The organism is Streptomyces sp. NPDC101151, assembly GCF_044768335.1.
Lineage (GTDB): Bacteria > Actinomycetota > Actinomycetes > Streptomycetales > Streptomycetaceae > Streptomyces.
In genome coordinates this window covers 1-13,826 of sequence record NZ_JBIWPP010000045.1, presented here as the reverse complement: position 1 = coordinate 13,826, position 13,826 = coordinate 1, and the positions used below count along the sequence as shown (strand labels likewise).

Below are 13,826 nucleotides of genomic sequence, written 5' to 3'. Positions count from 1 at the left end.
TGACCTCCGGTAGGCCGGTGCAAGACCGGATTCACGGCGCACCCTTGGGCTGCGGGCGAATGGGGTGAAGACGTCGGGTGCCGGTGCCCGTGGCCGCGGACACCGACCGTGCACAAGCCGCCGCGGCCCGCATCGCCCGGTCATGCATCCGGGCGACAGGACGTCACCCGTTCGGCCTACGCGGGCCCGGTCCCCATGTGCGGCGTCCCCCGCTCGGTCGCACGGTGCACGCGGCCCGCTTGCCGCCAAGTAACAGCCGTGATCGCCGGCTTCGCCGGGGAGGCGCCGTGAAAACCCGAGCAGCTCGAAGAGGCACAAGCCAAGGCGGACGAACGACGGGGACGCTGTACTGCGCTGCGGTACTCGCTACCCCTTGATCAGTTTGGGGCGGGCATCCGGACGCCCGTACGCCAGGATGCGCGGATGCGCGGCAGCACTTCGCGCATACGTGCCACGCCCGACGCCGTACTGTGCGCGGTCAGGGCCTGACCGCGAACACCATGCCGATGTCGCCGGCCCGCTGCACCGGGTCCTGCTCGGTGCTGACGGTGAACCCGTGCGTGAGGAAGACCTCGCAGACTGTGTCGCGGTTCTGCTGCCAGTGCTCCACCTCGACGACGGCCTGGCGGACCAGCGGCCAATGCCGTTCCTCGATGCCTCTGAGCACATCGATTTCGGCGCCTTCCACATCGACCTTGAGCAGGTCGATGTGGTCGATGCCCTGCTCGTCGAGCGCCGATGACAGGGGCCTGACCTTCACCCGGTGCATCTCAAGCCGCCGCATCACCCGCAGCTTGCGACTGACGAGAAGAATGAGGATGGGAGCGGGTACGCGGCGCAGGACCGGTCCCAGGCCGCCCTGGCGGATCATTTCGACAACGCTGGCGGTGACCCGCCGCCGCTCAGCCTCGATGTTCCCCTGATCCCGCGAGGAGGACGAGAAGATCGTGGCGGCCGGAACGTAGCTGAAATCGAGCTCGTCGTCACGGGACGCCAGGCCGTAAGGGAGCGCGGTCAGACGTCCGTTGAAGAACTCGCGAGCATTGCGTTCCAGTGTCGCGTGGAGTGGCGGCACCGGCTCGAAGGCGTAGATCCGCACGTTCCCGTCCAGCCGCTCATAGACGGCCGCCGAGAACACACCGATGTTTGCGCCGACGTCGAGTACCGTCGCGCCCGGCCTGCACTCGACGCCGTGGGTGAAGTAGCCGCCCACTTCCTCGCGCAGGAAGGACGCCTCCCAACGATTGATGCTGTGCAGTTCAATCGCCTTCATGGTCATGACAAGGTCATTTATCAGGGTTGGAGCCAACAATCCAGCCCGCACACTTCACTTCGGCCGCGTGCGCCGCGCTCTCGGAGGTCGGCCTAGGATGCCCGAGCGGTCGGCGGAGGGCGGAAGTATGGGCGAGGGCCTGCGCAAGATCTTGCTGTGGCGGCGGGCCCTGAGAGGGTGGTGGTCGGACCGTCTGGGCAAGGAGGTCGTCTCCATATGGGCGGCAGGCGTCATTTTGGGCGTTCCTTCCTGGATCTTCATCGAGATGTTCTGGCACCCGGACTCGATCCTGGGTGACGGCGGGCTCGCCGCCTTCGGGCTGCTCATCATCCTGGCTGTAGCAACGCTCTTCGCATGGACGGGCGTCATGATCGTCCGCGACACGATCGCCGAGTCCCGCGTGACCACAGACCGTGCTCGACGCCGGTTGCTCACGGTTCAGGTACTCACGGCCGGGGCGGCCGGGTGGGCCGCCCTGTGGGCGATCTTGGTCTTCAGTAATCACGTGTCGCCGACCGTAGGCCTGATCTCGGCGATTCCGCTGGCGGCTCCGTACTCACTCGCGTTCCTGGCACTCGTCATGCGCGAGGACGTCCGGTGGCGCGTGCTACGTGCTGTGCTCCCCGCACCGATTGCTCTGGTGGTGCTGCTCAGGTTCATGTGACTCGGTGCGTAGCGCCGCACCGTTGCGTTCCCGGGCCGTGGGTGCCCTTTCTCTCCGCCCTCGATGTCGTAGCCCTGAGCGCGGGGTGGCTTCGGCGAAGGGGTCGGCCTCGGCACGGGGAGCACGGCAGACTGATCAGAGCCCCCGCAAACGTTCAGGTACACGGGGCGAACGGGCCCGGCTCCGCGTAGAGGGGTTCAAGGAACGACAACCTCATCGCCACTCGTCGTCGACGGTCTCCCCCCTTGATGATGCGCGCCCCGGGGGCGATGGAGCTCTACGAGCGCAAAGCGGTGCGGAACGCGGGGCGGTCAGACGCCGGCCGGCAGCAGCCGGCCCTTCGTGAGCATGTCGGCCATCGAGTCAGGCGTCCCGCCGTATCGATTCCCCCTCTCCGCCGGCCGGTCCGCGGCGAGCGAGCAGCAGGTGGGCTCGGGGAGGATCCGTCGCCGGCTCCGGCACGGCCTCGCGCAGCACCACCGTCCACCGCTGGAGGAGAGGGCGGTCCAGGCGCCTTGCACGGGCGGCGGAGGTGGCTGGGAGCGCGTCCACAACTTCACCCGCCCCAGCGACGTAGGTGCTGCTTGAGGGCGGCAGACGGATTCGCGGCCGAGGCCGGGGACACCGATCGCCCGGCACAGCGGCACGAGCCCGGAACCTCGTCAGAGCCTTCGACGCCGGCGCACAGTGATCCTGCGGCGGTCGTCGTATCCTGGCGGGCGACGGCCCCGGCGAGGTGAGCACGGTCCCACCGGCCGCGGTATTCCTCACTGTCCGCGTTCGACGCGTGATCCGCCGATGTGGGCGAAGCGACTCCCGATGTTATTCAATGAGATGTGCCGTCAGGGATCTCGGGGCCCCGTCGGACGGGTCCGAGTACGCCCTGGCGCTGTGCCCGGGATTGCCGAGAGAGCCGCATGGACTCCACCCCCTCCCCTTCGTCCTCTTCGCCGTTCGACCTGGTCAGCAGCGCCCTGGGGCGCTACATCCCGAGCGGCGGAGCGGCAGCGGCCGCCGGTCCTGCCGACGCGCAGGGCGACCGCACCACCAGCCGACGCGTACCCGACAACGCGGCGGCCAGCCGTCAGGATCAGATTCTCGGCGTGGTCAACCTGGACAGGGATCTGAGAATCACCCGCTGCAATCTGGACGCCCCCGTATTCGCGGGTCTGGATCCCGTGGTCGGGAGCCCTTTCGTCGCTCTCCTGCCTCCCGGGGACGTACCGACGGTCACACGGCGGTTGCGGCAGGTCCTGGAAACCGGTGAAGCACACGTCGCCCGGATCCAGCGCGTGCGGCGCGGCGACGGGTCGGAGCTGGTGGTATCGCTGAGCATCCTGCCCGCCGCGGTGCCTCAGGAAGGCCTGACCATCTCCGTGATCGCCATGGCCAAGAGGCTGCACCTGTACGCCGCCGAGACCGCGATCGGCACCTCGCTGGACATCGGCGAGACGGCGCAGTCGCTGGCGGAGTCCCTGCTGGCTTGGGGAGACGTGGCCGCCGTCGACCTCGACTTCGCCGTGTGGACAGGCGAGGGAGTCACCGAGCAGGCGCAGGGCCGCATCCGGCTGCGGCGGGCGGCCCTGGTGCCGGACCGGGCGTGGCCCGAGGGCTACGTGACTCCGGGCGACGATCTTCCCAGCGACGCGAGTCGCCTGCTGGCGCAGGCGGTACGGCGGGACGACGCCCCGCAGGCCATCGTCATACCCGACCGGGAGGCGATCGAGCGGGTACTCGGCAGTCCGCGGGTGATGCGTGCCCTGGTGCCCGGCGACCGGTCGGCGGGTGTGGCCTGCATACCGCTGGTCCTGGACGGCCCGCCGCCGGTCGTACTGGGCGTGGCCGAGGTCTGGCGGCGGGCGGACTCCCCCTTCCGCGACAGCGAGCTGTTCGACCTGCAGGAACTGGTTGCCAGGACGGTCCACCACGTCGACCTGGCCCGTCAGCACCACCGCGAGCACACGCAGGTGCTGGCGCTGCAGCGCCGGCTGCTGCCCCGGACCGGCGGCGACACCATCGAGATCGCCAGCGTCTACCAGCCCGCCACACCCGACAGCGCGGGCGTCGGCGGCGACTGGGTGAACAGTTTTCCGCTGCCGGACGGGCGTACCGCACTGGTGGTCGGTGACGTCGTTGGGCACGGCCTGGGAGCCGCGGCAACCATGGGCCAGCTGAGCATGGAGGCCCGCGCGCTGCTGTCCGCAGGGCTCGCGCCCGACGAGGTACTGGAGCACCTGGACGAGACCGTGACGCTGCTGGACGACGCGGAGTCCGGGCTGGCGGCCGGCTACAGCGCCCTCGGGTCGACCTGCTGCATCGCCCTCTACGACCCGGTCAGCCACCACGTGGCGTTGTCCAGCGCCGGCCACCTCCCTCCGGTCCTGGTCTCCCCAGACGGGCACGCGGGCCCGCTCACGGTCCGTCCTCACCCCGGCCTGGGCGCCGAGTTCGCGCTGCGGGAGCCGTTCGACGTACACACGTTCGGCGCACCCCCGGGCTCCCTGCTCGCCCTCTACACCGACGGCCTGGTGGAGGATCCGGCCGAGTCGATCGACGAGGGCATCGCCAGGCTGGCGGAGGCCGTGTCCACGGTGCACCCCTGGGACGCCCTGCAGCAGGCCGCACGGCACGTCGTCTCTGCACTGGCACCCGCGCGCCAGCGCGACGACGTGACCCTGCTGCTCGCGCGGATGATCGGCTACCGCAAGGAGGACACCGCGACCTGGCGGCTGCCCGCCCGCGACGACGCGCCCGCCCGTGCCCGCGCGCAGGTCTCCGCGCTGCTGCGACGATGGCGCACCAGGGACGACACCCGGGACAACGTGCTGCTGCTGGTCAGCGAGCTGGTCACGAACGCGGTGCGGTTTGCCGCCGGTCCCATCACGGTGCGGCTGATCAGGGCCGGTCACGGCCTGCTGTGCGAGGTGGGCGACACCGGCAACGGCAGGCCGCGTCTGAGCCGGGGCGGCCTCCTCGACGACGAGGGTCGTGGCCTGCACATCGTGCACAGGCTCACCACTCGGTGGGGGGTGCGGTGGACGGACACCGGCAAGGTGGTCTGGGCGGAAGTCGCGAGGTGACGCGACTGCGGGGCGGGGCGGGGCGGGGCGGGGGCGCGGCCGGCGTGCGGGAGCGCGGCGAGGGTACGGGAGGCGTAGGCGTCACCCGGCGCTCGGCGTACGCGTCACCCGGCGCCACCGACGGTGCCCTCAGGGGTACCGGTGGTGAGACCGGTGATGCGGACGGCCCGTTTGCCGGTACGGGTGGCGCGGACTCGTACTACAGCCATTCCCCTTCCAGGGCGGTGGCGGTGAGGCCGGGTGCCGCCGCGTACAGGACGGCGCGACTGCCCGGCTTCTGCCCGGCGTCGTGCGCCCGCCGCATGATGTCGAAGACGGCGGCGCCTCCGCGGTTGCCGCTGGTGTAGCTGTCCCGGCTGTAGTCCAGCAGTCCCGACGGCCACGCGTCGGGCATCGTCTGCTCCATGTACTCCAGCACCCGGGTCCCGCCGGGGTGCGCGAGCAACACGTCGGGGTGCCAGGAGTCGGGGTCGTCCTGGTAACGGACGCGCAGCCACTCCCACATCGCGGTGACCGTCTCCTGTACCGCGCGCGGCCCGCGCCGGTCCATCACGAAGTGGGTGCCGTCGGCCCGCGTCTCCAGGCGGTGCAGGTCCTGGGTGCCGGGCAGGGTGTGGTGCCAGGCGGAGTCCAGCCGCAGCACCGACTCGCGCCTCGGGCGGCCCGTGACCACCATGGCGACCGCGGTGTCCGCGAACAGCAACCGGACGATCAGGGACTCGAGAGTGTCGTCCGCGGGCTGGTAGGTCGTGCTCAGCGCCTCCGCGATCACGACCAGGACCACCCGGTCGGGGTCCGCGGCCACGAGATCCGCCGCCAACGCCAGGGAACGGGTCCCCGCTATACAGGCCCACTGCGTGGCCGGCAGCAGCATCACGTCGTTGCGCAGCGGAAGCTTGTTGGCCAGGGCGATGTCCAGACCCGGCAGCGCCGGGGTGGTGGAGTGACTGGTGATCAGGCAGTCGACATCCGCCGCGTCCAGCCCGGCGATCTGCAGGGCCCCGCGCGCCGCACGCTCCCCGTAGGACTGCACGGCCTCCCAGGCCGGCGCGGTGCGCTCCTGGACGGTCTGCGGTGCGGGTATCGCCTCGAGGGCGGCGATCGCACGGTCCACGTCCTGCTGGCTGAACCCGTCGCGTGCCAGCGCCTCTTGGGCAGGTGCGACGCCGACAGCCTGCAGGCCGCTGCCCTTGCCCGGCGCGACGGCGGTCTCCAGCGGCAGCATCCACCCACGGGCCTCGATGCCCGTGCTGGCCGCGATGCCGTCGACCCGCGGCGCCCACGCGGCATGCGGATGCCGATCGCGCACCTCCGCCACGATCTGGCTGGTCTCCACGGCGTGCTCGCCGTGTATCACGGCAGGAGGGCAGAGGTAAGCGGCCATAATGGTGCACCTTTCCAGGCGAAAAAGCAGGAATGTCACGAGTGCTGTGTCATGGGTCACTTTGGAACACCACGCCCAAGGAGAGGCCGATAGGCGCCACTTAGGGAGCTGATGTCGGGTTCGAGCATGGACGCTAAGTGGACATTTCCGCTGTGATGCAGACAACTTCGGCGGTCCATGGAATGCGTGACACCGCACACACCGCTGAAACAGGGGCCCTCAATGCGGTTCCGCAGGTCATATCTGACCTACCGTCAGTCAGGAGCTGCTGGTCACTGCCGCCGGATCCGGGAGACACCCCCTGGCGGCACGGGCCACTCGGCCATAGATACTCTCCGCGACCGGGAAGGCGCGCCGCGATCGGCGGCCTCGCCCGGCGGTAGCGCGGGTGCGAGGGCACGGAAGGCCGTGTGCACGGAAGACCGTGTGCACCACGTCGGGCCTGGAGCTGCAGCCGGTTCCGGAACGACGCCTACGTCGCGCCGAGCAACGTGACGATCTGCACGGCGTACCGCGACTACTTCGCCAAGCTCGCGGGTCAGGACCGGGCCCACTGGCAGTACAGCACCACCACCGGCAGCCCGTACAAGGCCTGCTTCTTCCCTTCTCTTGCGGACGACCCCTCTCCGGGCGACACCATCACCGGCGGCCTCGGCAACGTCACCTGCACGTACACCGAGGGCGGCACCACCAGGCACACCAAAGTGCGGGTCGGTATGTTCAAGCTCACCCGCCTCCCGATGGCCCAGAAGCCGGTCACGCTCAAGACCGCCGGCTGCATGGCCGACATCGTCCACTCGCAGACCGGCAGCGGCTCCTCCAGCGGCACTTGGGAAACCCTGCGCGCCTCGCCTCCGGCGATGGGGCACTGGTGAAGGTCGACAGCGACGCCGACCACGATGCGTACGTCACGGACTTCGACGTGGCGAAGGCGGCAGTCGTGCCGGGAACCGACGACGACACGAACGCCTGCAAGGGAATCGCCGGTACGCCTGAGGTCTGGTCACTCGGCGGTCGGCTGGACGGCACCCGAGGGTTGGGGCTGCCTCACCCGAGGGTGGGGTGCCTCAGCGGAGTTCGGCGGACACGAACAGGGACGATCCCAACCGCCGGACGCGGCTCGGCTTCCTCGGCTGATGCAGGTACCGGAAACGGTTGCGTCGATTTCCGGGCGCGCCGAATGCCCCTTGGCCCGTGCGGGATCAGCCTGTTGAGCCACGCCCTCCTGCCAACTGGCCATCGACGAACGTGACCGTCTCGTCGAGCGCTGCTCGGCCTGTACGGGTGTAGGGCTCTGCGGCGTCTTCGAATCCGATCGACATGCCGCAGAAGAGGATGAGGTCGTCCGGGGGTGACAGGATCTCCGCGACGGTCTTGCGATAGACCGACCACGCCATCTGCGGGCAACTGTGCAGCCCTTCGGCGCGGAGCAGCAGCATCACGGTCTGCAGATACATGCCTGCGTCGGACCACTGGGGCCGGCCCAGGCCGCGGTCGATGTAGCAGAACAGGGCGGCGGGTGCGCCGAAGCAGTTCCAGTTCGCGGAAGCGGCCCTCTGGCGCGCCTCCCAGTCCTCGTGCGCGATGCCGAGTGCGCTGTAGCGCTCCGCACCGAAGGCGGATCGGCGCTCGCGGTACGGGGACTTCAGTGTGGGCGGGTACATCTCGTATTCTCGCTCGTCCCAGGGATCGCATGCGGTCACGCGCTTGCCGGCGCGCTCCTTGAGTTCGGCCAGTGGTCGGCCGGTGAGCACATAGATGCGCCAGGGCTGAAGGTTCGACCCGGACGGCGCCCAGGCCGCAGCGGACAGCACCCGTTCCAGTACCTCCCTCGGGACGGGCCGGTCGATGAACCCGCGCACGGCCCGTCGGCTCGTGACCGCCTCGTATACGTCCAAGATCACCGACCTCCCTCATCTGCTCACCATGCCTACCCCTGGAAAGTCCGGGGACCACAAAACTGAACAGAGTGCGCAAAATTACAGAAGAGGAAGTAGTGCGGGACGCGCCGCCCCGCACGGCCGACCACGCGGATGTACATCGCTCGGCGCTGCGATCGTCGCCCGTCGGCACCTGTGCCGCGGGCTTGGTCGCAACGGTCGGGGCGTGACAGGGCGGCCGCGAGGTCGACGCGAAGCGCCGCCGACGGCATACGGGCCTGCGACGCCATGGGGCGAGCTGTGACTCCCGCTCGTATCGTGAGAGGAGACACAACGGTGGCGGCGAGGCAGGAAAGTCATGACCGAGCCGGAGGTCGACTACACAGCGGTGTTCCGGGCCCTCCCGGGGGCGGTGGCGTTGGTCACCCCGCAGCTGATCTTCGTGGACGTCAACGCGGAGTTCATGCGAATCCTGGGCTGCGCCCGCGAACAATTGGTCGGCCACTTCCTGCTCGAGGACCGCTCCGCGAACGAGCAGCCCCTCGTGCTCAGAATCATGGCCTCACTACGCCGGGTGGCGTACACCGGAGAGCGCGACACCATAGCGCTGCAGCGCTTCGACACGGAGGACCCCGACCAGCCTGGCGTATGGCACGAGCGGTATTGGAACCTGACCAACATTCCCGTCCTGGGCCCTGACGGTCAGGTGGCGCTATTGCTGCACCGGGTGGAGGACGTCACCGAACTCATCCGTGCCCGTGACGTCGCGCTGACCTTGCAAGAAGCCATGCTTCCCGCTCCCCGCCCGGTCGGCCGCCACCCGGCGGCCGTACGCTACCGGCCCGCCACCGAGGCGCTGAATGTGGCCGGAGACTGGTACGACCTGGTGGACCTGCCCGGCGACCGCATCGCCGTCGCCGTCGGCGACGTCGTCGGCCACGGCCTGCCCGCGGCCGGCGTCATGGGACAGCTGCGCAGCGCCCTCACCGCCGCCTGTCTCGTCGCCGAAGGACCCGCCCGCGCCCTGGAAGTCCTCGGGCTCTACGCCCGCACCATCGACGGCGCCGAGAACACCACCGTGGCCACGGCATTCATCGACTGGGAGACCCGCACCATCACCTACAGCAGCGCCGGCCACCCCCCACCGGCGCTCCTGCAGGGGGACGGGACCGTCGAGTTCCTGGACCGGGCCACCGATCCGCCACTGGCGGCCTGCCCTCAACACGCCCACCGGATCCAGGCCGCCGCGGCCTTCCACGAAGGCGCCGCGCTCGCGCTGTACACCGACGGCCTCGTCGAACGCCGCCGCGAAGACATCGACACCGGCCTCGCCCGGCTCGCCGACTCCCTGACCCGCCACCAGGCAGATGCTCCCGAAACCCTCGCCGACGCCGTGCTCACCGACCTGCTCCCACCAGACGGCGCCACCGACGACACGGCCCTGGTCATCGTGCGCCTGTGAGCCCAGCCCACTGCTGACGGGTGCCTGGTCGGATCGCCGACGACAGCGCCTGGTCCCCGCTGTTCCTCGCCGATTTCGAGTGGCTTGTCAGGGTGCGTCAGGCAGTCGTTTCCTCCCGCACCTGCTGCTTGTCCCCGGCCGTACCACCCGAGCTCCCGTCCGCCGTCGCCCCGCACGCCCGCTCGGCCGTCCAGCTCCAGCTCCCCCGACCGGCGAGGTCAGCGGCCTGGCGTGGCCGGTTGATCCGATGCCGGCGAGCCGCTCGCTGGAAGGTGGTCCTCCGCCCACACGAACAAGGCGGCCAAGGGGATGAGGAAGGCGTTGCCGTGTGGAGAGAGTGCGTAACGGGTTCGCGACGACGGCCCGGGCTGGGCGTCTTGGGCGACGAGGCCGATCGCGGTCAGTTCCTGGAGGCGCTGGGCGAGCATGCGGTCACTGATGCCGGGCAGGCGCTCGCGAATCTGTGCGAAGTCGGTCGGGCCTTTGGCCAGAGCCGTGAGGATGGGGCCGTTCCAGCGTCTGCCGAGGAGGCCGAAGGCCCGAGTGAGGGCCGCAGGGGTATCGGTCGACTGCGGGTGTTCGGACTGGCGTACCGGCTGAGAGTGTTGTGGGGTGGTCATGGTGTGTGTCCGCTCCGGTACAGCGTGGGGCAACGCGGTTCAACACCTCGCGCCGTACGCCGTGGTCGTGGTGATGTCGGGAGTCGGCCCGGGTGTCTGCCGGGCCGCGCCCCTGGGTGGCGGTGCGGCGCCAGTGGAGGGGGTCGCACCTTCGTGATGTCAGCTCATGTGGGCGGCCGCGCCCTCGGTGTGCCGCTTGCGTGCGTTGGCAGCCAGGACCGCTATCCATCCCCCGGCCAGGAACGTGGCGTCGAGGCGACGAAGGCCAGGGCGCAGTCGTGCGTCAGTGCCTCATTCGCGTTCGGTGGGGGGGCGAATGCCTTGGTCGCCAGGGCCTGATTCGCCCGCCTGCAGCGCTCGGCATCAGCCGTCACCGTCATGGCGACGCGCGTGGGCGTGGGCATGCGCGTGGCGCCCGGTCGCCGAAGCGGAGCCGGGCCCCGGCAAGGCCAGGACCAACTCTCCGGAAGCCGTAGCACCGGTCTTCGAGCCGCGGCCTTCCCCGGTGACCCAGTGGCCGCACATGACTGCTGTGAGCCCGCAGACGCTCCACAGAGCGAGGGCGGCAAGGTGGCCGGCGCCGCCGTTGCCGTCGAAGTACGTGGTGTCGCGAAGCAGGCCGGCTCCGGCGCCGGGGGGCAGCCACTGGCCGACCTGGTCCACGCCCTTGGGCAGCATCTCCGGAGCGGAGGTGGCGCCGGAGAAGGGGTTTCCGACGAAGACCATGAGCGCGGCGGTGAGCCCGAGGCCCGCCGGCCCGACGAGTCGGATCAGCCCGGCAGCGGTGGCGCTGATGGATATCAGGACCAGCGACAGGACCGCCCATGTGGCCACGTGACCGTGGGGCAACGCCCCGAGGAAACCCTGGGCCACGACATGGACACCGAAGCCCGCGGCGCCGCATGCGATGAGAAGTGTCAGCACTTGGTGCCACGGGCGTCGCAGGCCGCGAGCCATCGCGACAAACGCTCCGATCAGGATGCCGCAGATCGTGAGCGGGAAGACCGCCGAGCTGAACACCACGCCCCTCGGGTCCTCTGCGGCGACGGGCACCACGTCGACTGCCTTCATGCCGACCGTCTGGACAGTCTGGATCTTCTGAGCCTTCTGGGTCTTCTGGGCCTTCGTCGAGGAGTGAGTTCCGGTGGCCGCCTGCTGGGTGGCCCGATCGGCCAGTTGCTGTCCGGCCTGCCCCAGAAGCTGAGCCACGGAGGGGCTGGCGGCAGAGGCCTGCAGCACGGTGATGTTGTGGCTCGAGATGACGAAGGCGCCGTAGACATCCCGGTTCTCGATCGCCGACCGCGCGGCCTGCTGGTCGGGATAGATGTGGAGATCGAACGCGCCGGGCTGCTTGTGAGTCAGTCCCTCCACCGCGTGCTGGCTGGCCGTTCCTGTGCCCACGATCCCGACCGGCAGGTCGCGCGGCGCAAGCCGCGCGGCAGGCCAGGCGAACGCTGTCACCGCCAGAGTGATCACCAGGGGCAGCGCCACAGCGGCAACGGCCACTTCCCGAAATGTCCGGTGTCCTGACAAGGGGCTCCTCACAGTCTGGCCCTTTCATAAAAAGAATGATCGTTTTCTTAAACCTCAGTTTGACCTGGTGCACGGGGAAACGTCAACACGAACGTTCGTTTTCTTGCTAGGCTGACTCCATGCCCAAGGTCACCCAGCAGCACATGGACGCCCGCCGCGAGCAGATCCTGGACGCGGCGCGCCGTTGCTTCCTCCGTGACGGGTTTCACTCCACGTCCATGCAGGACCTGTTCGCGGAGGCGCGGCTTTCCGCGGGTGCGGTGTATCGGCACTTCACCAGCAAGGACGAGATGATCCTCGCGATCGCCGAGGAAAACATGCGCGATGTCCTCGACGTCACACTCGCCGTCGCCACGAACCGGCAGGGCCAATCCATCGGGGCGGTCATGGCGGAGCTTCTCGAGGTGGTTCGGGCCAAGTCCGCCGAGGAAGACCTGGCCGGGCTCGCGGTCCTGGTCTGGGGAGAGGCCATGCGCAACCGCTCGCTGGCGCGCAAGCTCGACCATCTCATGGGCCGTATACGCGCCAATCTGATCATCCTGGTCCGCGACCACCAGGAGCACGGTGATCTGCCCGCGAATGTGACGGCCGAGGCGATCGCTTCAACGATGCTCTCCGTCCTCCCGGGCTACATCCTCCAACTGGCTCTGCTCGATCCGCCTGTTGTGGCCGAGGTGCCTGACGCGGTGCGGGCGTTGTGGCCGGGGACGGCCGGTGAGCGCTGAGCGGTCTCGCCACTTGCGGTGTCGTCGGATGCGCGCACGGCATACGGGGTGGGAGCTGGGCAGGGTGGTGGGTTGGTGAAGGCGCGACTGTGCCGGTCACTCGCCAATCGCTGTTCGGTAGCCGGCAGCGTCTAGGTGTACTCGTTCATGACTTTGGTGACAGTCGGCTGATCGGGGGCTGGCCTGCGAGCGCGGTGTGTCGGCGTCGAGTGTTGTAGAAGGTCGGCCATGGTGCCAGTCCGTGGTCGTGTTCGGTGTTGCTGGTGCAACACCTGGCGGTATGCCCATTCGGTCTGCGGGGTGCGGTTGAAGCGTTCGACCTTGCCGTTCGTCCAGGGGCAGTGCGGGCGGATGAACCGTTGCTCGGCACCCAGGTCGGCCACGGCCCGGCGGAATGCGGTGCTCTTGCGGTAGGTCCAGGCGTTGTCGGTGATGACCCGTTCGATGCGGTCGATGCCGTGGGCGGTGAAGAACGCGGCGGTGCGGGTGAGGAAGCCGGCGCAGGTTTCGGCCCTCTCATCGGCGTGGGTCTCGGCATGGGCCAGGCGGGAGTGGTCGTCGACGGCGGCGTGGATGTGGTCGTGGCCGATCCGGGCCTGCTTTTGCGCGTAGGTCTTGCCGCCTTGGCGGCCGTGGGCCCGCCACCCTCCGCCGTCCGGGATCCGTCCGATCTTCTTGACGTCGATGTGGACGAGGTCGCCGGGCCGGGTGTGTTCGTAGCGGGCGTGACTGCGGCGTTCGGCACGGATGGGCTGTCCGGTCAGCGGGTCGCAGGATGCCAGGTGAGGGATCTGATGGCGGCGCAGGATGCGGCTGACGGTCCGTGCGGGGACGCCGGTTTCCGCGGCGAGGAAGTCCGGCCCGCGCTGGTGAGCGCGCTGTGCATCGAGCACCGCTGCTCGACGTGTTCGGGGGTACGCCTCGGGCAGGTGCGGGGGCGGCTGGAACGGTCGTGCAGGCCATCCCATCCCTCGGCCCGGAAACGGGCCACCCACCGGTGCGCGCACTGACGCGACACCCCCGGCTCCCTGGCCACGTGTGCCACCGGGCGCAGGTCCCGCACGACACGGCGCACCGGAAGACATCTGCCGTGAAAGGCCAGCCGGGCATTAGCGGTGGTTTGTTGACGGCGGGTTCGTGCGGGAGTACGCCGTGAGGTGAGGACGTCAACTACGGCCGGGAGGGCCTGAGATGACGAAACGGCT

General features: G+C 69.5%; 10 protein-coding genes and 1 pseudogene. 5 read left to right on the top strand and 6 right to left on the bottom strand.

What is annotated here, in order from left to right; all coding sequences use genetic code 11:
- Positions 1-478 precede the first annotated feature (478 nt).
- A complete protein-coding gene (locus tag ACIRU3_RS41505; protein ID WP_404068375.1) occupies positions 479-1,279 on the bottom strand; it encodes an FkbM family methyltransferase in 801 nt (266 codons plus the stop codon).
- Positions 1,280-1,400: 121 nt separating this feature from the next.
- Between ACIRU3_RS41505 and ACIRU3_RS41500 the strand changes: the two genes are divergently transcribed.
- Positions 1,401-1,937 carry a hypothetical protein gene (locus ACIRU3_RS41500; RefSeq protein WP_404068372.1) on the top strand — a complete coding sequence of 179 codons (537 nt, stop codon included), beginning with the start codon at positions 1,401-1,403 and terminating at the stop codon, positions 1,935-1,937.
- Between the two features lie 917 nt (positions 1,938-2,854).
- The gene (locus ACIRU3_RS41495) at positions 2,855-5,017 is read left to right on the top strand and encodes a SpoIIE family protein phosphatase (RefSeq protein WP_404068370.1); all 2,163 of its coding nucleotides are present in this window, start codon (positions 2,855-2,857) and stop codon (positions 5,015-5,017) included.
- A gap of 199 nt (positions 5,018-5,216) precedes the next feature.
- On the opposite strand, the gene ACIRU3_RS41490 is transcribed toward ACIRU3_RS41495, so the two are convergent.
- A complete protein-coding gene (locus tag ACIRU3_RS41490) occupies positions 5,217-6,401 on the bottom strand; it encodes a type III polyketide synthase (RefSeq protein WP_404068367.1) in 1,185 nt (394 codons plus the stop codon).
- Between the two features lie 491 nt (positions 6,402-6,892).
- Here ACIRU3_RS41490 and ACIRU3_RS41485 point away from each other — a divergent pair, with 491 nt between their 5' ends.
- Complete coding sequence (locus tag ACIRU3_RS41485; RefSeq protein WP_404068364.1) at positions 6,893-7,276, top strand: hypothetical protein; 384 nt, start codon at positions 6,893-6,895, stop codon at positions 7,274-7,276.
- Between the two features lie 327 nt (positions 7,277-7,603).
- Here the strand turns inward: ACIRU3_RS41485 and ACIRU3_RS41480 are convergent, their stop codons facing one another.
- Positions 7,604-8,299 (bottom strand): nitroreductase, encoded by a 696-nt coding sequence (locus ACIRU3_RS41480; RefSeq protein WP_404068484.1) that lies wholly within the window; start codon positions 8,297-8,299, stop codon positions 7,604-7,606.
- Positions 8,300-8,639: 340 nt separating this feature from the next.
- On the opposite strand from ACIRU3_RS41480, the gene ACIRU3_RS41475 reads away from it, so the two are divergent.
- A complete protein-coding gene (locus ACIRU3_RS41475; protein WP_404068362.1) occupies positions 8,640-9,743 on the top strand; it encodes a PP2C family protein-serine/threonine phosphatase in 1,104 nt (367 codons plus the stop codon).
- A gap of 218 nt (positions 9,744-9,961) precedes the next feature.
- Here the strand turns inward: ACIRU3_RS41475 and ACIRU3_RS41470 are convergent, their stop codons facing one another.
- Positions 9,962-10,363: a winged helix-turn-helix transcriptional regulator gene (locus ACIRU3_RS41470; RefSeq protein ID WP_404068360.1), complete on the bottom strand. Its 402-nt coding sequence runs from the start codon at positions 10,361-10,363 to the stop codon at positions 9,962-9,964.
- A 363-nt stretch (positions 10,364-10,726) separates the two neighbouring features.
- On the bottom strand, positions 10,727-11,854 hold the full coding sequence (locus ACIRU3_RS41465; protein ID WP_404068357.1) for an ABC transporter permease: 1,128 nt from the start codon (positions 11,852-11,854) through the stop codon (positions 10,727-10,729).
- A 161-nt stretch (positions 11,855-12,015) separates the two neighbouring features.
- Here ACIRU3_RS41465 and ACIRU3_RS41460 point away from each other — a divergent pair, with 161 nt between their 5' ends.
- On the top strand, positions 12,016-12,621 hold the full coding sequence (locus tag ACIRU3_RS41460; RefSeq protein ID WP_404068354.1) for a TetR/AcrR family transcriptional regulator: 606 nt from the start codon (positions 12,016-12,018) through the stop codon (positions 12,619-12,621).
- Positions 12,622-12,766: 145 nt separating this feature from the next.
- Here the strand turns inward: ACIRU3_RS41460 and ACIRU3_RS41455 are convergent.
- Positions 12,767-13,723 (bottom strand): annotated as a pseudogene (locus ACIRU3_RS41455) (IS481 family transposase).
- Positions 13,724-13,826 lie beyond the last annotated feature (103 nt).